The sequence below is a fragment of the Nocardia rosealba genome (assembly GCF_020216065.1).
GTDB lineage: Bacteria > Actinomycetota > Actinomycetes > Mycobacteriales > Mycobacteriaceae > Nocardia > Nocardia rosealba.
Window position 1 is genome coordinate 1,272,379 of the sequence record NZ_JAIWNA010000002.1, and the last position, 21,087, is coordinate 1,293,465.

Here is a 21,087-nt window from a genome sequence, read left to right on the forward strand (position 1 = left end):
AGGTCAGCTCAGGTGGTGCACCTCCTGCTTTCCGTAGACCGGGGTCGGCACCCCTTCGAACCGGGCCTTCAGCTGCAAGGCAAGGTACAGCGAATAGTGGCGGGATTGGTGCAGGTTGCCGCCGTGGAACCACAGGCCGGGCTGCTGGGTCGGCTTCCACATATTGCGCAGCTCGCCTTCCCAGGGGCCCGGGTCTTTGGTGGTGCCCGAGCCGTATCCCCAGCATTTGCCCACCGCGTCGGCCACGTCCTGGCCGATGAGGTCGGCCGCCCAGCCGTTCATCGACCCGTAGCCGGTCGCGTAGACGACGAGATCGGCGGGTAGTTCGGTGCCGTCGGACAGGATCACGCTGTCCTCGGTGAGTTCGCGGACCTGCCCGTGCGCCAAGCGGATGTCGCCGTTGGCGACGAGTTCGGCGGCGCCCACATCGATGTAGTAGCCCGAACCTCGGCGCAGGTATTTCATGAACAATCCGGAGCCGTCGTCGCCCCAGTCGAGTTCGAATCCGGCGCGTTCCAGGCGTGCGTAGAAGTCGGCGTCGCGCTCGCGGATCGCGTCGTAGACCGGGATCTGGAATTCGGGCATGATCCGGTACGGCAGCGACGCGAAGGTGAGATCGGCTTTCTGCGTGGTCATTCCGGCAGCAAGGGCGCGCTCGGAGTACAGGTCACCGAGGCCGAGTTCCATCAGCGAATCCGACTTCACGATGTGGGTGGACGACCGCTGCACCATGGTGACCTCGGCACCCGCCTCCCACAGGGCACCGCAGATGTCGTGGGCGGAGTTGTTGGCCCCGATCACCACGGCACGTTTGCCCGCGTAACGGTCAGGCCCGGGGTGCCGGCTGGAGTGGTGCTGGTCGCCCCGAAAGCGGTCCATCCCAGGGAAATCCGGGATGTTCGGTTTGCCCGACATGCCGGTCGCGAGCACCAGGTGGTGCGGGCGCAAGACGAGCGGATCACCGTCGCGTTCCACCTCCACCACCCAGGTTTCGCCGGCCTCGTCGTAGCGTGCCGAGGTGCAGGTGGTCTTGGACCAGTACGGCACCTCCATCACCTTGGTGTACATCTCGAGCCAGTCGCCGATCTTGTCCTTCGGCGCGAACACCGGCCAGTTGTCGGGAAACGGCAGATACGGCAGGTGGTCGTACCAGACCGGATCGTGCAGACACAGCGACTTGTACCGCTTGCGCCACTGGTCACCGGGGCGGTCGTGCTTGTCGACGACGAGGGCGGGCACGCCGAGCTGGCGCAGCCGCGCACCGAGGGCGATACCACCCTGTCCCCCACCGACGACGAGCACGAACGGCTGTCGCGTGTAGCCGAGTTCGTGCTGTTCGCGTTCGCGTTGCTCGGACCAGGTCACCCGGGCGCGGTCGGCACCGTGACGCACGCCCCTCGGCCGCCGTGGGCCTTTGCTCTCCTCGAAGCCCTTCAACTCCTGCAGGGTGGTGAGCAGGGTCCACGCGCCCTCGTCGGTGAGCCGCAGGTGCCCGACACCGCGTCCGGCCCCGGTCTCGAAACCGATCCACGCGCTGATCACCCCGTCGGCCTCGGTCGGCGTCTCGGTGGTGTGGAAACCGGACGGGTCGGTGTCGGCTAGCTGGGCTGCCAGCATGTCGGCGACGCCCGCCCGGCCCTCGACGGTCTTGATGTTCCAGGTGAACGCGATCAGGTCGCGCCAGAAGCTGTCGGTGGCGAACATGCCCGCCGCGGTGTCGACATCGCGCGCGGACAAGGCCGCCTCGAACGCCGTCAGCCAGGCGTCCACCCGCTGCTGGGGTCCGGCTACGTCCGATCCGTCGACGACGGGATCGAGTGTCTGGGTCATCGAATCCTCCTCCACAATCTGTGACATGAAGCACACGTCATGCGGGAGGGGTGGCACAATCGTTGCAGCGCGTTGCAGCGCTGACAGACGGCACCGATGAAGGGCGCAGGCGTGGGCGATTTCGGCGCGTTCGTACCCGGCACCGACCTCTCCGGGTACGCGCGTGAGCTGATCCGCATGCACGACGCCGTGATCGCCGGTGGGCGTTCGCCGCTGCGACCTCGCCCCCTCGTCGCCCGGTCGTGGTCGCGGGTGCTGGCGGCGGGGCTGGTGCCCGACCAGCCGAGGGCTCGCTCGGTGCTGGCCGTCGACGATGTCGAACGCAGGCGCCGCGAATCCTCGCTCACCGCGGTGATCGACGACCTCACGCAGGCACTGTCCGATCTCACCGACACCGCTTCTCAGCTGATGCTGGTGGTCGCCGACGCCGAGGGCGTGATCCTGTGGCGACACGGTTCGGCGAAGGTGCGCCACCGGGCCGACACCCTGGGATTCCGCGAGGGCGCGCGCTGGACCGAGGACGCGGTCGGCACCAACGCGATCGGCACCGCGCTGGCCGAGGCCAATCCGGTCCAGTTGTTCTCCGGTGAGCACTTCGAGCAGTTCCAGCACCCCTGGTTCTGCACGGCGGCCCCGATCCACGACCCGCGCACCGGTACCCTGCTCGGAATCGTCGACATCAGTGGTCCCGCGCTGGCCCTGCATCCGGCGGTCACCGCGCTGGTGAGTACCGGCGTGCGGCTCGCCGAAGCGCAACTGTGGCGTCATCACGAGACCCGGCTCGACCGGCTGCGTTCGGCGGCGGGCCCCGCCCTGGCCGGGTTGTCCGGACCCGCCTTGGTCGTCGACGACAACGGCTGGGTGGCCCAGGCCGTCGGTGTCGGCGCCACGCACCGGGTGGCCGTGCCGAGACCCGACCGCCCGATCACCGTCCCCGGGCTAGGTCTGTGCACCGCCGAGCAGCTCGCCGACGGATGGCTGATCCGTCCGGACTCCGGCTCCCGGCTCACCCGCTTGGCGCTCGACCTGTCCGGTCCGCCGACCCTGCGCGCGCTCGGCGGCGAATCCGCCTGGTGCTGTGCGCTGTCGGCACGCCATGCCGAGATCCTGCTGCTGTTGCACCTGCACGGCCGACAGGGCATGACGGTCGGACGGCTCAGCGAAGCGCTGTTCGGCGATGCGGACCACGCCGTCGCGGTCCGGGCCGAGATTTCCCGATTGCGGCGGACGCTCGGTTCGGTGGTGGCGAGCCGACCCTATCGGATCGCCGAATCTGCCAGCCTGACAGTCACTTTCGGCTCGGCCGAGCGCCTCGCCGACTGCGATTTCATCCGACACAGCGCGGGACCGGGCTTACGCGCACTCTGCCGGTGACTTCGCGGTCGATGCCGTACTCGGACGATCGGCGCCGGGATGGAATTCACGACATCCCGGCGCCGAGAGCACAGCTGAGCCGATAGTCAGGGCAGCCTGGTGCCAGGTCAACTGACCGTTGCGGTGATCTTGACCGCCGGCGTGACCTTGTACTCGGTGGCGAAGGTGATCGTCTCACCCTGCGTCAGGAGTCCCTGACACGTCGGCGTCCCCTCGGCCGTGGCCAACTTCACCACGGCCGTGGTCGCTTTGAGGGTGGAGGTGGCGTTCGTGTACGTCATCGCGGTGTGATGAGTCCAGAACCCGCACGAGTTTCCGACGACCGTAGTGAAGACCAGGTTGATCGAGTTGAACAGGTCGCCATTGACCAGCGAGGTCGTCCCTGTGGCCGCATTGTAAGACTTGCCCGTGAAGTTCGAGGCGCCCGCCGCTGCGGTGAACTGCCCTCGCCACGCCGTGCCGTCGGGAGCGGTGCAGTTGATCAGGTCCGTGTACTTGATGGCACCGAGCCCGGAGGTCGTCCGGGTACCTGCGGGCAGGGAGCCCGACGAGGACAGGCTCGGACAGGTGAATATCGTTGTGCCGCTTTTGTTCTTCACGACCAGCGGTCCCGACACCGCCGAGAACGCGCCGTTGCTGTTGGGGTTGACGACTGTCCAGGTAGTGGTTGCCGCGTGTGCGGGCGCCGAGAGCGCGGCGGTCGCGAGCAAGGGTGCGGCCACGGTGATCGCTGCCAGAAGGTGGCTGGTGCGCATTCCGAACATAGTGGTCTCGATTCATCAAGCCAGAGAACGCGTCGGGCGACCGACCAGACCGTCGTGCCGCGAGACGCACCGGGCGTAACAGCCCAGCCAGGTGACCGTATCAACGAAACTCGTTGCTTAGCACACAGTTTGAACTAATTAGTTTTCAAACCAATCAGTCAGGAATTATTGCTCCGCAGCGGCACGCCCGCAGCACGGCGTTCGACTCAGTCCGGGAACACACCGGCCAGCACAGCACCGATCTGCACCACCGCGCGGTCGACACTGCCGGTGGGCTGGAACAGGTGACTCAGGGTGAGCCGCACCATGATCTCGACGATCGAGGTGATCTCCTCGTCGGACAGCTGAGGCAACTGGTAGCGGTCGCGGACCGTGATCGTGAGCGCGTCGACCGCCCGGACGAGCACCGGCTGCGCGTCGCTCACCAAGGCGGGCAGCAGGGCGGTGTCGGCATCCTGACGAGCGGAGAGGACCGCCTTGATCAACGTGTTGTCACCGGCGGTGCGCAGGGTGTATTCGGCGGCGGCGGTGATCCCGGCGAGGGGGTCGGCCGGATGCTCGCCCAACGTGTCGGCCACCCCGCTCAGGTAGATGCCGGTCTCGCGCTCGATGAGGGCATCCGCCAAAGCCTGCTTGGTGCCGATCTCCTTGTAGAGGACCGGTCTGCTGATGCCGACCTCCTTCGCGATACGCGACATGTTGACCGCGCCCCAGCCTTCGGAAACGACCATGGTGCGGGCAGCGTCGAGCATGCGATCGCGCAACAGCTGACGCATCTCGGACTGGAAGTTCGGCGATTCGGCCACCCAGCCATCGTACATGTGGCCCGAAGTGACAGCTTCGTTGACAACCCATGACTCTATGTATTTACTGAGAACACATCGGCATCAGTTGTAAACGAGCTCGACAATGCCCGGGAAATGTCTCGGTGATCAGGAGAACGAGATGACGACATCGCGAAACCACGAAGAACCGGCCACGGCCCTGCAATGGCGTGATTCCAAGCGCTATCTGTGGTTGTTCGGCCTCGTCGCCCCCAGTGCGGCAATGCTGGCCACGGCGCTCGTCTGGGTGTTCAACCAGCTGGGCTGGCAGGTGGTGGCGCCGGTGTGGTGGTGGCTCGGCCCGATCCTGGTGTACGTCCTGCTGCCGACCCTCGACCGCTTCTTCGGGCCCGACGGTGCGAACCCACCGGAGGAGGTGATGGCACAGCTGGAGAACGACAGGTACTACCGCTACTGCACCTACGCCTACATTCCGCTACAGCTGATCAGCCTGGTTTTCGCTTGTTACCTCTGGACCGCGGACAACCTCTCCTGGCTCGGAATCGACGGCGGTCTGGGCCTGGCCTCGAAGATCGGTTTGGCCTTCACCATCGGGGCGATGGGCGGTGTCGGTATCAACACCGCCCACGAACTCGGCCACAAGAAGGACGAACTCGAGCGCTGGCTGTCGAAGATCACGCTGGCCCAGACCTTCTACGGGCACTTCTACATCGAGCACAACCGCGGCCACCACGTGCGTGTCGCGACGCCGGAGGACCCGGCCAGCGCCCGCTTGGGCGAATCGTTCTGGAGTTTCCTGCCGCGCAGTGTGTGGGGCAGCCTGAAGTCCGCGTGGGAACTGGAAGCCACCCGCCTGCGCCGGCTGGACAAGAGGCCGTTCTCGCCGCACAACGACGTGCTCAACGCGTGGTCGATGTCGGTGGTGCTGTGGGCGGCGCTGGTCGCGGTGTTCGGCCCCACGATCCTGCCGTTCCTGGTGATCCAGGCCGTCTACGGGTTCTCCCTGCTCGAGACGGTGAACTACCTCGAGCACTACGGTCTGCTGCGGAGCAAGACCGCCTCGGGTCGCTACGAGCGCTGCACCCCCGAGCACAGCTGGAACTCCGACCACATCGTCACCAATATCTTCCTCTACCACCTGCAACGCCACAGCGACCACCACGCCAATCCCACCCGGCGCTACCAGATCCTGCGCCATATGGACGGCGCGCCCGAACTGCCGAGCGGGTACGCGAGCCTGATCGGCCTGGCCTACCTGACCCCTTTGTGGCGCAAGGTGATGGACCATCGTGTGCTCGCGCACTACAACGGCGACATCACCCGGGTCAATATCCAGCCGAGCAAGCGCGCGAAGATCCTCGCGCAGTACGGAGCGAACTGATGGCCGCCTACCTCTGCCCCGTGTGCGACTACGTCTACGACGAGCGCTTCGGCGCTCCCCGTGAAGGTTTCGCCGCAGGCACCGCCTGGTCGTTGATTCCCGAACAGTGGTGCTGTCCGGACTGCGGTGTCCGCGAGAAGGTCGACTTCGACATGCGTGAGGTGAGTCGCGGATGAGCGGGCGGATCGTGATCGTCGGCGCCGGTGTCGCCGGCGCCACCGCGGCACACACCTTGCGCCGCGAGGGGTATACCGGCGAGATCGTGCTCGCCGGCGCGGAACCGACGATGCCCTATCGTCGGCCCGCGGTCTCGAAGGAACTACTCGCGGGCACCGCCTCGGTGGAACGCACCCTGCTGAAGCCGGTGAAGTTCTGGGCCGACAATGCCATCGATCTGCGGGCGGCGACCAGGGTCGACGCGATCGACACCGACCGTGCGTCGGTGCGATTGAGCACGGGTGAAGACCTCGGCTACGACAGCTTGCTGCTCGCGACCGGCGCGCGGGCACGCCACATCGACACCGCGTCCACCCGCGTGCACACCTTGCGGACGCTGTCCGACATCACGGCGCTGCGAGCGGCGATCGATGCCGGCGGGTCACTGCTGATCGTCGGCGGCGGGCTGATCGGCTGCGAGGTGGCCGCTACCGCCCGCGGCCTCGGTGCCGATGTGACGCTGTTGCACGCGGGCCCCGCGCTGCTCGACCGGGTGGTGCCGCAGGCGGTGTCGGACCTGCTGCGCGACCTCCATCAGGAGCACGGCGTCGTCGTCGAGACAGAGTTCAGCACAACGTATCTCGGCGACACCGCCGACGCCGTGACAGCCACGGCGGCCGACGGGCGCAGCCGGTCGGCCGGGGCCGCTCTGGTCGCCATCGGAGCGGCGCCCGACACCGCCTTGGCCGAAGCCGCCGGCCTGGCCGTCAACGAGGGCATCGTCATCGATCAGCACTACCGCACATCGGCACCGGGAGTGTTCGCCGCGGGCGACGCGACCACCGCCTTCAACTCCCACCGCGGCGAGTTCGAGAGCGGCCGGCAGTGGAACTCGGCGATGTCCGCGGGCGCCGCCGCGGCGAGGGCCATCCTGGGCCGCCCGGCCGCCCCCGTCGAAATCCCTTGGGGCTGGACCGATCAGCACGGACTCTCCCTGCAATTCGCCGGCTGGGTCCACCCGCACGACGACCTCGTCGTCGAAGGCACCGTGGCATCCCGGGACTTCCTCGCCGTGGCCGTCCGCGACGGCCTGCCCGTCGGCGCCGTCGCGGTGGCCAGGCCTCGGGAACTCCGCGCGGCGCGGGCGGCCATCGCCGCCGGTGCCCCCTGGACCACCAGTTCATTCCGCAGTTCCGAAAGAAGTGGAAACCTTTCCACAATTAACTATCCGGAGAAAATAACTAATAGCGGATAACGATATTCAGGGCGTATCGATTCGCGATTTCAGCCACGAAAAGAAGATGGCGAGCTATATTTTTAAAACACCCACTTTGTAGTTGGGCATACCGCCACTCCACTGCTCGACATTTTCTGGAGATCGCCATGATATCGACCACTTCCCTGTTTCGCGCAGGCTTTATCGCTCCGGTGGCTGTCGCTACCGTCTTTTGTCTGGCCGCACCCGTCAACGCGGCGCCGGTCAGCGTGAACTGGGCATGCCGGGGCACCGTCCTCGGGATCAGCCAGACCTCGAACATGAACACGACGGTCACCGGTACGGCGCCGGGCTCGGCGGCATCGGGATCCGCGGTGGCCATCACCATCACACCCGGTGCGTCGTCGGTGCCGAGTTCGGCTTCCGGCTTCACGGTGAACAACATCAGCAACCTGAAGATGACCATTCCCACCCCGGCGAACTCGACCCTGGTCTCGGCCAGCGCCTCCGGAGGTAGCGTGGCGGGCACGGTCGCGACGTCCGGTGGGAACGTCGTGCTGACCATTCCCGGGCCGATCGCCGGTGGTACCAGCTTCACTCCGCCCGCGGTGACCATCAATGTCACCGCGGGTGCCGCTGGAACGTCGATCACCAGCAAGTACGCGGGAACCAGCTACACAAGTCCCGGTATGACCATGACGACCAACGTCTCGTTCGTCGGCAACGTAGCGACTTCGTGCTACCCGAACCCCTCCCCGACCCTGACCACAACCACCGTCACCTAGGCCCATGGACAGGCGCTACGGCACGATGACCCACGCCCGCGCCGACAATCCGTGGTGAAGATGTCCGGACCGGGCCGCGCGAGCGGCCCGGTCCGGACCCGGCGAGACCATATACATCACTATCGACAATGGTTGCCCCCCTTGCGGTTTGGTGCAGAGTAACCATATTCGACCGAAAAGTCCGATGGGCGTATCGCGCCCGCCATCGTGTCGTACGCTGCATGTCCGACACAGCCACGGTTCACTTCGGTGGCCGCGGTGGTGCCGATCTCGTGAGGTTCGATCGACAGGAGCCACCATGCCCCCTTCGAACGCCCGGCGGCGATCCTTCCGCCCGTAGGGAAGCTCTGATCGGTGACTGCTGATGGGAAAGCTCGTGTGCCCCACTACTAGCGAACCCGCCCGGATCTCGGTCGAGCTCAAAAGGGCGCTGGAGTTCTATCACGGATCCGTCGAGGATCTGATTCGCGAATTGATCAGAGTGCTCGGCGTGAACGAGACCGATCGACGCGCCCTCGAAATCGTGCTGCTCGAGGACGAGAAATCCACCACTCCGGGCAGGCTGGCCGAACGGCTCGGCCTCACCGCGGCGGGCGTCACGATCATGCTCAACCGGCTGGAGAAACAGGGCTATATCGTCCGCTCGCTGCACCCGACCGATCGTCGCCGGGTGATAGTGATGGCCACCGAACTCGCGGCCCACCGGGTACGGGAAATTGTCGTACCCATGATCGTCGAGAGTTACAAGATGTTGCTGAGCTATTACAACACCGCCGAACTCGAAATAATCGCCGACTTTCTGACCCGCGCGGGCGAACTGCAACAAATACACCGGCAACGGCTACGTGAGGTACATCCCTACTCGAAACCCTGAAATGGCCGCGACGTCCGCATTGTTGCCACCGGTTCGCACGGTAGGCGTACCTCGAGGGAGAAGCCAGGATGGAATCCGTCGACCACAGCGAAATCGATCCCGGGAGTCGGCCTCGGGTTCAGCATCGATACGGGCGGCACGCCTCGACGGCACCCGCCGATCGGTTCCGGCGGCGGATGTCGCGTGCGGGCGTCGCGGCCGCGGTCGTCGGCACGGGAATCGGGATATCGCTGATAGTGCGGGCGGATTCGAGCCTGTCGACGAGCAATGCGGCGATATTCTCGGGCGAACCGTCCGTACAGACTTCCGGCTACTGCGCCGTCGACGACAGTCCCGCTGTGGTCGATTCCGGCTCGGTAGCCGACGCACCGAGCGAGGTCGCCGTTCCTGATGTCGCCTCGGGTACCGACCCGGCTACCGATGCCGGATTCGACCAACCGGACACCGAACCGCCGAGTACCGCCCCCGCACCGGAAACGACGACCATCGTGACCACCGATCCCTTGCCTGCGGATTCGCCGGATACCTCGGTCAGCGTGAGTTTGTCTGTCACGGCAAGCCTTTCGGTGCAGGCCACACCGCCGCCACAAGATCCGGGTGTCGCGTCGGTCCCGGAATCCACAGTGCCCGTCACCGCGATTCCCCCGGACACCTCGACCGTCAGTCCGAGCACAGTGACGGTAACGGCTGATCCCCCGACCGTCACCGTCACATCCACCACCACGACCACCGCTGCGCCGACCACCACGACGACAACACCCCGCACCACAGTCCCACCGAGCTCGACCACCGCCGCGCCACCGACGACCACAACGACGCGGCCCCATCCCGCGACTACGACGCCGACTGCGACGAAGCGCGCACGCCCGACTCCATCCCTCGCGCGCCCACCGTCCACGTCGTCACCAGCAACGACAACGAGGTAGACGCCTCGCAGACCACCACGCGAATCCTGAGCTCGGCGAGCACCGGCACCACATCGGTTTCGGGACGGGCCCACACGTCGGTACCTACGAGGTCGTCACGCCCAGTACCGGCGGAAAGCCGGCTGAACTGTGTCTCCTCGAGCTACGCGACGTGCACGATGGAGATGGTGGCCTGCGTCAGTTCACCGCGTAGGGGTAGGCGTCGGAACGGTCCTGGAACGACAGGATCCGGGGGTTCTGCACGCGACCGCCTCGGATCTCGATGGCGCGGCGAATCGTGTCGCTGGCGTCCCACGCGCCGGGGCCGGCGAGCACGACCGGCAGGTATTCGAGCAGGGCCTCGGAGTTCTCCCAGGTCGCCGAGTCCCACAGGAAGGACGGGCTGTGGTCGACACCGTAGTAGTGCAGCTCGGTACCCACGGCGAACATGGGGTCGGCGAACGAGGTGGGGCGCGCCCATTCGAAACCCATCCCCTCGTCGCAGGAGACGTCGATGAACAGCGTGCCGCGTGAGAAGAGGTCGAGGTCGTCGTTGGTCACGAATGTCAGTGGTGCCTCGGTGTCCTGGAACATGCAGTTCACGACCACGTCGTAGCCGGCCAGCATCTCCGCGAGCGGGCCCGGTTCCGGTGCCTTCAGTGCCAACGTACGACTCGGGGTGGCCGGATCGCGCTCGAAGTGCTGCATCCGCACCGAAGCGAAGGGCGAGGCCACCGCGGACACGCTGCGCTGGGTCAGCACCGTGACATCGCTGATGCCGAGCGCCGACAGCGCCCGCACGGCACCGCGCGCGGTAGCACCGAAGCTGATCACCGCGGCTCGCATCCGGCGACCGTAATCGCCGGTGACACCACGCAATTGGAGTGCGTGCAGCACCGAACAGTAGCCGGCGAGCTCGTTGTTCTTGTGGAAGACGTGGACGCTGAACACGCCTGCCTTCGTCCAGTGGTTCATCGCCTCCCACGCGATCAGGGTCAACTCCCGATCGATGGCCAGCTGGGTGATTCGCGCGTCCTGCACACAGTGCGGCCAGCCCCACACGATCGTGCCGGGCCGCATCTGCTCGAGGTCTTCGGCCAGCGGTTTGGCCAGCAGCAGCACATCGCATTCGGCGAACAGCTCTTCGCGGGTGCGGAAACCGGCGACCAGCGGAGCGAGTGCCTCGTCGGAGTAACCGAAACGATCACCATAGCCACGTTCGAGAAAGATCTGCCCGCGCAGTCCCGGGTCGATGCGGTCGAGGTGGGCCGGATGGATGGCCAGCCGATGCTCGTTTTCCTTGCGGGAGGTCGCGACGACGCCGACGGTCAGGTCTTTCACAGTTGCTTCACCTGGTGAGCCTACCCGCTACCTTCGGCCCGGCCCGATCGGGTCAGTTCATCGTGCCTTCCATGGGGATGTAGATCTCCGATGCCTCGACGAACGCGCCACCGATCCGTGCGGCCAGGGCCAGTGCCTCGTCCGTCTTGCGGATCGCGGTGCGAATCACGTCGCCTTCGTCGTCCTCGTCGCCCGCAGCCACCAGCTCGTCGGCCTTGCGCGCCAGCCAGTGCCGGGTCACCGGTACGGCGGCGGGGGCCGCGTATCCGCCGACCTCGTAGTTGCTCGGAATGGTGTAGTTGACCGCCCATTCCAGTGCGGGGAACTCCGAGCGCATCAGGCCGAGCAAGGCCGAGTTGTCGACCAGGCCCGAATAGCCGTCCGATCCGGCCGTGCGCTCGAGCAGCGTCGGCCATACCCGGCCGCGCTGGATCCAGCCCGGCAGAATGTGCGCGAGGAACTCCACCAGAACGAACTGCAGGTTCCCGGCGAGTATCTCGCCCGGATCCGCGGTTTCGCCGTCGGGTGTGGTGAACGACTGCCGTGCCCGCAAAGCTCGCACCGCTTGGCGCAGCAGGACGACCTTGCCCGAGATCGCTTCGGCGACATACCGATCCGGCGGGAGTGTGCCCTCCATGTTCGGCCGCACACGACCAACCAGTGTGCGGTCGAGCAGCGACAGTTGCTGAACCGCGAGGTGATCCACTTGTTCCGGGGTGCACCGGTTGTATTGCAGCACCGTCTCCGCGACTTCCTCGGGCGTCTGCGCGGTGACGAAGTAGGGCCTGCCCCACACATACAGCTGCGGGTCGAAGTCGGCGTTGCCGCCCAGTTCTTCCAGCGCGCCCAGACCCCACGCATTGGCCCGGAACCGGACCTTCGTCTGTTCCACGCCGAAGCGGATCAGATCATGCAGATCCTCGTCGGTGCCGTACCCGGCGATATACGGAAGTACCCGATTCTCGACCATCCGCATGTCGATCGCATGAAAACTGACGTCATACCCCATAAGGGCCAGACAGTACCCGCACCGGCGGACAAGTTACTTATCCTGCTGTCCCACAGCCTATTTCACCTCGTCACAGTGTCTCGCCGGTACAGGGGAGGCGGCATCAGATGATCGGACGAGGAAGGCGCTCGGGCGAGGGTCGGCTCGGACGAATATCGACTTGCGGGTTTCGTGGCGGGCGTCGTATCGTGGCCGCAATCCGATCGGTGCTCTCCAGGAATACAGTCGCAGTGTGGGAGCCCCGCCTCATCTGAGCAGGCGTGGAGTGGGCGGCGTAATGACGCACGCCCATCTCCAACGGAGGATTTCATGCATATCGGACTCGGCCTTCCCATCGCCGACCCCAGCACGCTGCCCGAATGGGCTGTCCGTGCCGAAGCCGCCGGTTTCGCCACCCTCGGACTGCTCGACCGCCTGGTCTACGACAACCCCGAACCGCTGGTCACCCTGGCGGTGCTCGCTGGTCGCACCACTCGTATCCGGTTGCAGACCGAGGTACTCATCGCACCGCTGCGCGAGCCCGCGCTGCTCGCCAAACAGGTCGCGACGCTGGATCGGATGTCCGGCGGTCGCTTCGTGCTCGGCCTCGGTGTCGGCGGTCGCGACGACGATCACGAGGCGAGCGCCACCGATATCCGCAGCCGCGGCCGCCGTATGGACGAACAGCTCCGCCTCATGCGCCGGCTGTGGGCCGGTGACCGATTCAGTGACAGCTGCGGGCCCATCGGTCCCTCGCCGACCACACCGGCAGGCCCTGAACTGCTGTTCGGTGGCTTCCAGCCCGCCGCGATCGACCGCGTCGGCCGCTGGGGCGGCGGGTTTCTCGCCGCTGCCGCGCCGTCCTGGGCGGGCGGCCTCTTCGACCTGGCCCGCGAGTCCTGGAGCAACCACGGTCGTTACGGCTCACCACGCATCGTCGCCCAGCTCAACGTAGTCCTCGGTCCGCAGCCGGTGGTCGACCAGGCCCGCACCGCTGTCCTCGACTACTACGAGTTCAGCGGCCGTGCCGACTACATGGCCGGCGGCATACTCACCACCGCGGCGCAGATCGGTTCCGCCATCAGGCAATTCGAGGACCTAGGCGCCGACGAAGTCATGCTGTATTGCTACGGCACCGATCCCGATCAGGTCGACCGTCTCGCCGACGCCGTGCTCTGATAGCAGGGCCCGAGCGCCCTGCTGGACGGATACCATCGACGGCATGTGTACCTATGCGTTCGTGCACTACAAGCTGCACTGGGTATGCGTCGCGTGCCGGTTGTCGTTCAAGCGTCATCCATCGGAAGACGGTGTGCCGCATCGTTGCCCACGGTGTACCCGGCCGATGTCGTGCGCGGGGCGTGACTTTGCCGCTCCTGCGCGCCGTGATGTCGACGGGTGGTCCGTCGTCGGCGTCGTGGTCGGTGCAGGACTGCGATACGAAGGGTTCGAGCCGTGCGGGTGCGGGCGTGAACCGAAGTTCCGGCCACGCACTCGTGCCCAGGTGCGAGCACGGAAGGTCTTCGCCGCTCGATACGGGCTTGCGCTGGGTGAAGCACTCGGCCGCCCGCAACTATGACAGCACCGCTGGTCCCGCTCAGGTACGGCCGACGCGAGCCGGGAAAGACTCTAGCGTTGCGGGTCGTCGTCGGACTGGTGGTGCGCGGGGGCGAGGAAGGTCGGGAACTGGTGACCGGTGGTGATCGGCGTTGCCGCCGTGGGTTCGTTGTGGTGGGGGGTACTGAACAACGGGACGGCGTTCGAAGACACGGTGAGCTCGACCTCGTCGGTTCGGGCGGGTTCCGGAGGACGGCCGGACGTGCGCGGGTGTAGGTCGGTCATGGATTCCCCCTGGGAGTGGCTTCGAGCCGTGGTGACACCGAGCATAGCGACGACCTCCGACAACCCCTGTATGGTCGCATGCCCGCCCGGTCCCCCGCGGCCCAGGACGGTCGGACCGTCCGAACCGCGAGCGTGCCCGGGAAGGTCGGGCCTGCTCGAGTGGTTGCCCTTCGTGTGACTGTCCACGCCACCGCCCTGCACCCTTTCGTCCTCGAGCGCTACAGCCCCACGGGTTTCCGTCGAGAGCACACACTGTCGTCGGCCGAAGTCCACTCCCTTTTCGAGGCTGCTCGACGCGCGCCTTCGGCAGGCAATTCGCAACCGTGGCGGTTCATCGCCGGTATGCGCGGTGACGCTGTCCATCGGCGGCTCACCGGTTTCCTCGCGCGAAGTTCCGCGGCGTGGGCATCGGATGCGAGCCTCCTCGTCGCCAACCTCGTGCAGCGGCGGGTGGAGGACACGGACTTCGAGTACTCCGAGTTCGCCGACTACGACCTCGGACAGGCTGTGGCGCACCTGACCTTTCAGGCCAACGCACTCGGACTCCAGGTGCATCAGTTCCGGGCATTCGACCGGGACGGACTGCACCAGGAGTTCGAGCTGCCTGATCATTGGGAGATCGCGACGATGGCGGCCGTCGGGCGGCCGGGCGCCGACGCCACTGGTACGGATCGTCGGCGTAAACCGTTGGACGACGTCATGTGGACGGTCGCGAACATCGGTTCACAGCATGCACGATCCGGAGCTGCCGAAGAGTGATCGGGCGATGCCCTCGAGGAGGAGTCGATCTCCTCGAGGGCATGCACCGGGCGATCAGATCCGCTCGGTGCTGGTTCCGCGAATCGAGGCCACTATCCCGTTCGGCACGGTTCGTCGTGTGGACGTGGCTGCGGGCCGCCCGAGAGTCGTCCCTGCGAGTCCGGCACCGTGAACGAGAGGGCCGGGTTGTTTCCGGCAAGCGCCTTTCCGAAAGCTGCCACCGTTCCCGGCCAGGCGTTGGTGACGGTGCCGTCGGCCGTTTTCCACCAGGTCGTTGCCTTGCCGTCGCGCCAGACGGTCCGGTCGAGCGCGTCGTCGAGGTGGTCCAGGTAGGTCGCCATCGCCTGGTCGGTGACCTCGATCGGTTCGCGAAGCCGGGCACTGAGTGCCAGGCAACGCATGATGTAGCGGACCTGGTGCTGTTTGACGGCGGGATTGCTGTTGGTGGGGGTGAACGAGTGCGGTCCCGCGATGAGATAGAGGTTGGGAAAGCCTGGCACCGCAAGTCCGTAGAAGGCGGTCGGGCGGCCCTCCGTTCGCCACCGGTCGTGCAGCTCGACCCCACCGCGCCCACTGACCCGGACGCCGTCGAGGAACTCCCGGGCGCGGAATCCGGTGGCCAGGACGATGAGGTCGGCGCGGCGTTCGATGCCGTCGACGGTGCGGATGCCGCCCGGGACGATCCGGTCGATCGGATCGGTGACGAGTTCTACGTGGGGCTCGGTGAGCGCCCGGTAGTACCCGCTGTCGATGAGGATGCGTTTTTCCCCGATCCGGTGGTCCGGGGTGAGCTTTCGGCGCAGCTCCGGATCGCGTACCTGGCATCGAAGATGTTCCCGGGCAACCAATTCCAGCGATCTGGCCGACCATCCGGCATGAGTGGTCGGGGCCAGGACAAGGTCGGCGGCGCGGTACAGTCCGGCGCGGTACAAGCCGTGCAGGCCGGGTACATGGGTCAGCGCCCACCGCGACACCGTTCCGAACGACGCGGCGGGCTTGGGCAGTACCCACGACGGGCTCCGCTGATAGACGGTGACCGAGGAAGCGGTGCGCGCCAGCTCCGGAATCATCTGTGCCGCCGAGGATCCGGTGCCGACCACCGCGATGTGTCCGGTGCGGTCGGCGGTGTGATCCCAGCGCGCGGAGTGGAACATCGGGCCACCGAAGGTGTCGGCTCCGCGCAGCTGTGCGACAGCGGGCCGGTGCAGCTGGCCGACCGCCCACACCACCGCTCTGGTGCGGATCAGCTCGCCCGCCGACGTGGTGAGCGACCAGGTGCGGTCGTCGTCGCGGTAATCGGCGCTCACCACCGCGGTGTCACAGCGCAGATGGGGACGCAACCCGTGCCGGTCGGTGACCGCACCCAGATAGGACAGGATCGCTTGCGCGTCGGGGTAACGCACCCGAGGGTCACGGTAGGGGTCGAAGGCGAGCGAATACAGGTGCGCGGGCACGTCGCAGGAACAGCCCGGGTAGGTGTTCTCCCGCCACACACCGCCGACCTCGGAACCCTCCTCGAGGATCAGGAAGTTCTGCACGCCCGCCTCTTTGAGTTCCCACGCCATGGTGAGCCCGCCAAACCCGGCCCCTACAACGACGACGTCGTATTCGACACTGTGTCCGGTCATGGCCGCACCTGCCCGGCGATCGAGCGCAGCACCTCGCCGAACGGGGCTGCCTGCCCGCCCGCCCAGGTCTCCCACCACCGCAGATAGTCCGGGGATGCCATCGGCGCGTCGAAGGGATCGAGTTCGATGTCGAAGCCGTCGACCAGAACACTCAGGTACGCACCGAGATGGTCGATGCCACAACGCAATTCCTCGTGGACACGGTGGGCGTGCCGGGGCGGCAGCTGCCCGTGGGCGGCGAACCAGCTGCCGTGCGCGCGGATTCGCTCCAGCGAGTACACAACGCAGGCGGACTCGAGCAGGTGGCGGGCCGATGCGTCGTCGGCCGTGACACAGGCCTGGAACAACGCGGTGGCGGCAAGCCTTTCGCTGGTAGCGGCGGCGAGCTCGACGGCGGCGGTGTCGCAGTCGACCGCGGTGCTCGCGACGGCGATGTCACCACGGCGCAGTGCGGCGGCGAGCGCCGACTCCCGCTCGGCGAGCATGCGGATGTACCAGGGCAGAAGGTCCGGCGTGGCCGGCAGCGTTAAGGCCGATTCCGCGCGGGCGATGAGGTGCCCGGCCTGCTTCCAGAGCAGCTGGGACTCACCCTCGGCGGTGATGATGCCTTCGGTGTTGCCGATCCAGTCGACGATCCAGTTGGTGCGCAGCGACCCCTGCGCCGCACTGCGCTGACGGCAAGTCAGCAGCACGTCGTGGGCGGTGTAGGCCAGCAACGGTTTGGCCAGCATCGACCACAGCGCGGAGAACGGTTCGGCGGCGGCCACGCGCAGGTCCTGGATGCGGCGGCCGAGGATGCTGGTGGCGTAGGTGGAGGCCAGTGCGGAGACAAGATCACGGCGAACCGTTCCCCGGGCGGCCATCGAGGTCCGGCCACCCGGCCGGCGCTGACCGGCGTAGTTCACCGTCACCGCCAACGCCGCACGCGCACCGGCGGCAGCCGCACCGGCCAAGTCGAGCCTGCCCTCCCCCAAGGCCGTGATCGCGCGGTGAAAGCGTTGCCGCACCGGAACTTCCGATTCGAATCCACCAGCGCCCAGCACCGCCCACCGACCGCCGAGCAGTGCGTCGACCGGGACGAACACCGCGTCGAACCGGATCAGCGCGTGATCCATCGGCGCCCAGCCCTTGTCGGGCAGCGGCGCGACGTTCAGCCCGGGCACGAGCCCCTGCCCGGTACGCAACCTCAGCAGGAAAGGCAGCACGCCTTCGTCGCGACCGTCGGCGATCAGGCGGGCGGTGACCACACCCGTCTTGCGGGTGGTCGGATCGGCCATGTTCGGCATGAACTTCCAGCTGTCGGTATCGGGCGAGTCGAGCCAGAACCCACCACGGGCGCCGTCCCAGGTGGCGGTGGTCTGCTGGTCGGCGCCGTTGGTGCCACCGAGCTCGGTCAGCAGCAGCAGGCCGATCGCCTCCCCGGTGTCGAGCTCGGCGAGGAGTTCCCGCTGGTACGCCGAACCGTTGCCGAGTGCGGTGATCGCCCCGATCGCCAGGTCGAGATGGCCGGTGAGCACGGGCAACAGGTGCGGGGCGTAGACCGCCGCCCACTCGCACAGCGCACCGCGCAACTCGGAGTCGGCGGCGATGGCGGTCGCCGATCCACCGAGGGCCGCGATCGTCGCGCGCAGCAGATCCGGTGCCAGCGCGGCCTCGGCCGACGAGGTGAGCCCCGATCGCGGCCGGTCGTTCAGGGCGATGGTCGTGGCACGCACCCGGCGGTGCGTCGCACGCGAATCGCCGAGAATCGCCGTTCGCAACGACTCGACCGTCAGGTCGGCCGGTGCCGTGAGCGGCCGATGGGCCGAATCCGGGCACACGGGAACAACAGGAACATCTAGTGTGGTCACAGCAGCGCTCTCCCAGTGTCTGCGTTGCTCCGCGCGGCGGTGGCGACCGCCACGCAGAGCTCTTTCGGGTGTCTCCCCGTGCTCGCGGGGAGACACCCGATCCGATGTCCGGGGAGAATCCGCACCAGCACAACGGCGCGGCCCCGGTCCCGTACACGAACGACCGACCGCACCGGCGGCCCACGGCCACACGGAATGCCCTTCGGGGCAGTAGAATTGAGCACACCCATACCGTCGGACTCCTCCATGACTCCGGACACAGCCGAACACTGATCGCCTGCCTCCGGGTCCGGAGTTTGCTCTCCGTCCGGCGCGCGCAACCGCAATCATCCAGCAATCGCTACCCTGGATCAGGCGTGTAGCGGTCGAGTCGGGGTGTCGTCCCGATCAGCGGCGGCGTGGGGGTTGACCAGCGGGAATGATGACACGTCAGCGAAGGTGTGGGGGCGCGATCGACCTTCGGTCGTGCACCGGTTCGTCGGATGGGCGCCCGAGTACCGCTGACCGACGACCCATGAATTGACGTGCGTTCCCGGACCGCCCGGCGCCTGCGGGAAATACGATCGTGCTCGGTCGCGTCCACCGGGGTGCGATGCCGGGAGCTGTTGGGAGACAAGCGTGGTCGAACGGTTTCGGAGCGTGGTGGATGTGCATCTGGTCTTGGTGCGTGACGGGAAGTTGTTGTGGTCACGGCGGTCGAACACCGGATTCGCCGACGGGGAACTGGGATTGGTGGCCGGACACCTCGAGGAGGGCGAGGACGTGGTCGAGACGGCCATTCGGGAGGCCGAGGAGGAAGTGGGGATCCGGCTGCGCCCCGAGGATCTGACGTGTGTGCACGTCATGCAGCACCGGTACGGGAATCAGCCGCACAGGGTGGGGTTCTTCTTCCGCGCCGAGCGGTGGGACGACGACGTGGTCAACCGCGAACCGCACAAGTGCTCCGAGCTGACATGGCGGGAGATGAGCGAGATTCCGAGTGACGCGATCGCCTATCAGGTGGCGGCGATGCGCCGGATCGCCGACGGTGAGAGTTTCAGCGTGTACGCGACAGACGAGCGATGAGCTGGAACGTGCGGGCGAAGTGTGTGTCCGGCCGCGACAGATCAGCCCTTGCCTCGGTGACGAGCATCACGGCGAAGTAGTTCGGTTTCCGTACTATATCTCTCCCCTGCTAGTTGATATTCTTCTCATATCATACGTACTCGGTACTTGTTGGTACCGAAAGGGAAGGGAAGTAGATCATGTTCGTCGTCATCGGAGCCACCGGGATCGTCGGCCGGGAAGTCATCTCCCACTTGGTAGCCGCAGGCGCACCCGTCACGGCGGTCACCCGCGATCGCGATGCCGATCTGCCCAGCGGAGTTGTTGTCGCGCAAGGCGATCCGGCGGGTGCGCGCATTCCGGACGACGTGTGGAAGGGCGCGGAGGCAGTGCTGTTGAGCTCGCGTGGCGCCCTCGACTCCGCGGCCGAGATCCTCGCCGCCGCAGCGGATCACGGGGTCGAGCGGGTCGTGGTCATCTCGGCGGCGACCGTCGAGTACCCCGCCGGGGAACCGCGCTTCATGGCGGGGTTCCGAGCCCTCGAAGCCGCCGCCGAGAGTTCAGGCATGGCGTGGACCGCCTTGCGCTGCAGCGATTTCGCCGCCAACACCCTGGCCTGGGCGCCGCAGCTACGCGCCGGTGACGTGGTGCGCGGTGCGTATCGGGATGCGGCCACCTCACCGATCCACGAACGCGATATCGCCGCCGTCGCCGTGCGCGCACTGACCGAGGACGGACACGGAAACCGCTCCTATGTCCTCACCGGTCCCCTGTCGCTGACCCATCCCGACAAGGTCCGCATTCTCGGCGAGGTGACCGGTCGCGACCTCTCGTTCCTCGAACTCACCCCCGACCAGGTGCGGGCCGCGATGACGGCACAGGGACTCCCCGAAGACATCCCGGCCCGGCTGCTCGGCTCGCTCGCGGACTACGCCCGCGTCCCCGGCCCGACGACCACCACGGTCGCCGACATCCTGGGCCGTCCCGCACAGGATTTCGCCACCTGGGTCACCGACCATGCCGCCGTCTTCACCCGCTGACCGGAGGACTTGCCGATGACCTCGAACCCAGCGGCAACCGTTCAGCGGGCGAGTTCCTCGGCGGATTGCTGCCCGGCACCACCGGTGCGCCGGAGGAAGTCGGCGATCACCGTGAGCTCGTCGTCGGTGTAGTCGGCACACAGCGCGTCCATCCGGTTGTTCATGCCGGAAAACACCTCGTAGAGCGCCGAATTGCGTTCGCGCACAGCACGGACGGTGACCGCCCTGCGGTCGGCCGAGTCCGGGTCGCGTTCGCGCACGACCCATCCACCGTTCTGCAAGCGGTCGAGAATCCCGGTCAGCGTGGCCGGGTGCAGGCCGGCCCGGCGCGACAGTTCCTTCGGCGACATCGGCCCGTGCCGGTTGATCAGATCGAGGCAGGTGAAGTCCACTTCCCGCAGCTCCACCTGCCCACCGAATCGCCGATTGAGCAGCGACATTTCGATATTCAAGTCACGCAGGGCGTCTTTGACCTCCACCGTGAGCTTGCGTCGCCGAGCCGCTCCGTCCGCCGCCATCAGCGCC

The 21,087-nt window shown here is 66.8% G+C and carries 21 protein-coding genes; 10 read left to right on the plus strand and 11 right to left on the minus strand.

Going from position 1 to position 21,087, the window contains the following annotated elements; genetic code table 11:
* Nucleotides 1–3 precede the first annotated feature (3 nt).
* Nucleotides 4–1,830 carry an NAD(P)/FAD-dependent oxidoreductase gene (locus LDL21_RS12875; RefSeq protein ID WP_225280219.1) on the minus strand — a complete coding sequence of 609 codons (1,827 nt, stop codon included), beginning with the start codon at nt 1,828–1,830 and terminating at the stop codon, nt 4–6.
* A 111-nt stretch (nt 1,831–1,941) separates the two neighbouring features.
* Between LDL21_RS12875 and LDL21_RS12880 the strand changes: the two genes are divergently transcribed.
* Nucleotides 1,942–3,204, plus strand: coding sequence for a helix-turn-helix domain-containing protein (locus LDL21_RS12880; protein ID WP_372462177.1), 1,263 nt, complete (start codon nt 1,942–1,944; stop codon nt 3,202–3,204).
* Between the two features lie 107 nt (nt 3,205–3,311).
* Here LDL21_RS12880 and LDL21_RS12885 read toward each other — a convergent pair whose 3' ends face one another.
* Both LDL21_RS12885 and LDL21_RS12890 read right to left on the minus strand, forming a co-directional pair.
* Nucleotides 3,312–3,959, minus strand: coding sequence for a hypothetical protein (locus tag LDL21_RS12885; RefSeq protein WP_225280221.1), 648 nt, complete (start codon nt 3,957–3,959; stop codon nt 3,312–3,314).
* A 215-nt stretch (nt 3,960–4,174) separates the two neighbouring features.
* Nucleotides 4,175–4,774, minus strand: coding sequence for a TetR/AcrR family transcriptional regulator (locus LDL21_RS12890; RefSeq protein ID WP_225280222.1), 600 nt, complete (start codon nt 4,772–4,774; stop codon nt 4,175–4,177).
* 139 nt (nt 4,775–4,913) lie between these two features.
* Here LDL21_RS12890 and LDL21_RS12895 point away from each other — a divergent pair, with 139 nt between their 5' ends.
* Genes LDL21_RS12895 through LDL21_RS12905 form a run of 3 tightly spaced genes read left to right on the plus strand, consistent with a single transcriptional unit; the run spans nt 4,914 to nt 7,545 of the window.
* Entirely contained in the window at nt 4,914–6,134 is a 1,221-nt protein-coding gene (locus LDL21_RS12895; protein WP_225280223.1) for an alkane 1-monooxygenase, read from the plus strand.
* The gene (locus LDL21_RS12900) at nt 6,134–6,310 is read left to right on the plus strand and encodes a rubredoxin (RefSeq protein WP_181696259.1); all 177 of its coding nucleotides are present in this window, start codon (nt 6,134–6,136) and stop codon (nt 6,308–6,310) included. Before LDL21_RS12895 ends, LDL21_RS12900 begins: the two co-directional genes overlap by 1 nt.
* Nucleotides 6,307–7,545: an NAD(P)/FAD-dependent oxidoreductase gene (locus LDL21_RS12905; protein WP_225280224.1), complete on the plus strand. Its 1,239-nt coding sequence runs from the start codon at nt 6,307–6,309 to the stop codon at nt 7,543–7,545. The genes LDL21_RS12900 and LDL21_RS12905 overlap by 4 nt, the downstream gene beginning before the upstream one ends.
* Here LDL21_RS12905 and LDL21_RS12910 read toward each other — a convergent pair.
* Entirely contained in the window at nt 7,532–7,972 is a 441-nt protein-coding gene (locus tag LDL21_RS12910) for a hypothetical protein (RefSeq protein ID WP_225280225.1), read from the minus strand. The genes LDL21_RS12905 and LDL21_RS12910 overlap by 14 nt on opposite strands.
* On the opposite strand from LDL21_RS12910, the gene LDL21_RS12915 reads away from it, so the two are divergent.
* A complete protein-coding gene (locus LDL21_RS12915) occupies nt 7,965–8,291 on the plus strand; it encodes a hypothetical protein (RefSeq protein ID WP_220138919.1) in 327 nt (108 codons plus the stop codon). The two genes, LDL21_RS12910 and LDL21_RS12915, sit on opposite strands and share 8 nt — an antisense overlap.
* 364 nt (nt 8,292–8,655) lie before the next feature.
* On the plus strand, nt 8,656–9,165 hold the full coding sequence (locus tag LDL21_RS12920; RefSeq protein ID WP_220138920.1) for a MarR family winged helix-turn-helix transcriptional regulator: 510 nt from the start codon (nt 8,656–8,658) through the stop codon (nt 9,163–9,165).
* 310 nt (nt 9,166–9,475) lie between these two features.
* Here LDL21_RS12920 and LDL21_RS12925 read toward each other — a convergent pair whose 3' ends face one another.
* The 3 genes from LDL21_RS12925 to LDL21_RS12935 all read right to left on the minus strand — a co-directional run bounded on the left by LDL21_RS12925 (nt 9,476) and on the right by LDL21_RS12935 (nt 12,420).
* Nucleotides 9,476–10,063 (minus strand): hypothetical protein, encoded by a 588-nt coding sequence (locus tag LDL21_RS12925; protein WP_225280226.1) that lies wholly within the window; start codon nt 10,061–10,063, stop codon nt 9,476–9,478.
* Between the two features lie 205 nt (nt 10,064–10,268).
* Nucleotides 10,269–11,411, minus strand: a complete 1,143-nt coding sequence (locus LDL21_RS12930) for a N(5)-(carboxyethyl)ornithine synthase (RefSeq protein WP_181696263.1) — start codon at nt 11,409–11,411, stop codon at nt 10,269–10,271.
* Nucleotides 11,412–11,463: 52 nt separating this feature from the next.
* Entirely contained in the window at nt 11,464–12,420 is a 957-nt protein-coding gene (locus LDL21_RS12935) for a hypothetical protein (RefSeq protein WP_225280227.1), read from the minus strand.
* Between the two features lie 309 nt (nt 12,421–12,729).
* On the opposite strand from LDL21_RS12935, the gene LDL21_RS12940 reads away from it, so the two are divergent.
* The gene (locus LDL21_RS12940) at nt 12,730–13,578 is read left to right on the plus strand and encodes an LLM class flavin-dependent oxidoreductase (protein WP_225280228.1); all 849 of its coding nucleotides are present in this window, start codon (nt 12,730–12,732) and stop codon (nt 13,576–13,578) included.
* A gap of 450 nt (nt 13,579–14,028) precedes the next feature.
* On the opposite strand, the gene LDL21_RS12945 is transcribed toward LDL21_RS12940, so the two are convergent.
* On the minus strand, nt 14,029–14,241 hold the full coding sequence (locus tag LDL21_RS12945; protein WP_181696266.1) for a hypothetical protein: 213 nt from the start codon (nt 14,239–14,241) through the stop codon (nt 14,029–14,031).
* Nucleotides 14,242–14,415: 174 nt separating this feature from the next.
* Here LDL21_RS12945 and LDL21_RS12950 point away from each other — a divergent pair, with 174 nt between their 5' ends.
* Nucleotides 14,416–15,000 (plus strand): nitroreductase family protein, encoded by a 585-nt coding sequence (locus LDL21_RS12950; RefSeq protein WP_225280229.1) that lies wholly within the window; start codon nt 14,416–14,418, stop codon nt 14,998–15,000.
* Nucleotides 15,001–15,092: 92 nt separating this feature from the next.
* Here LDL21_RS12950 and LDL21_RS12955 read toward each other — a convergent pair whose 3' ends face one another.
* The gene (locus LDL21_RS12955) at nt 15,093–16,628 is read right to left on the minus strand and encodes a flavin-containing monooxygenase (RefSeq protein ID WP_225280230.1); all 1,536 of its coding nucleotides are present in this window, start codon (nt 16,626–16,628) and stop codon (nt 15,093–15,095) included.
* A complete protein-coding gene (locus LDL21_RS30045; protein WP_225280231.1) occupies nt 16,625–18,478 on the minus strand; it encodes an acyl-CoA dehydrogenase family protein in 1,854 nt (617 codons plus the stop codon). The genes LDL21_RS12955 and LDL21_RS30045 overlap by 4 nt, the downstream gene beginning before the upstream one ends.
* A 639-nt stretch (nt 18,479–19,117) precedes the next feature.
* Between LDL21_RS30045 and LDL21_RS12965 the strand changes: the two genes are divergently transcribed.
* Together LDL21_RS12965 and LDL21_RS12970 are read left to right on the plus strand one after the other, a co-directional pair.
* A complete protein-coding gene (locus LDL21_RS12965; RefSeq protein WP_225280232.1) occupies nt 19,118–19,543 on the plus strand; it encodes an NUDIX hydrolase in 426 nt (141 codons plus the stop codon).
* A gap of 179 nt (nt 19,544–19,722) precedes the next feature.
* Nucleotides 19,723–20,562 (plus strand): NAD(P)H-binding protein, encoded by an 840-nt coding sequence (locus LDL21_RS12970; RefSeq protein WP_225280233.1) that lies wholly within the window; start codon nt 19,723–19,725, stop codon nt 20,560–20,562.
* Nucleotides 20,563–20,603: 41 nt separating this feature from the next.
* On the opposite strand, the gene LDL21_RS12975 is transcribed toward LDL21_RS12970, so the two are convergent.
* Nucleotides 20,604–21,080, minus strand: coding sequence for a MarR family transcriptional regulator (locus LDL21_RS12975; RefSeq protein WP_225280234.1), 477 nt, complete (start codon nt 21,078–21,080; stop codon nt 20,604–20,606).
* Between the last annotated feature and the right edge of the window lie 7 nt (nt 21,081–21,087).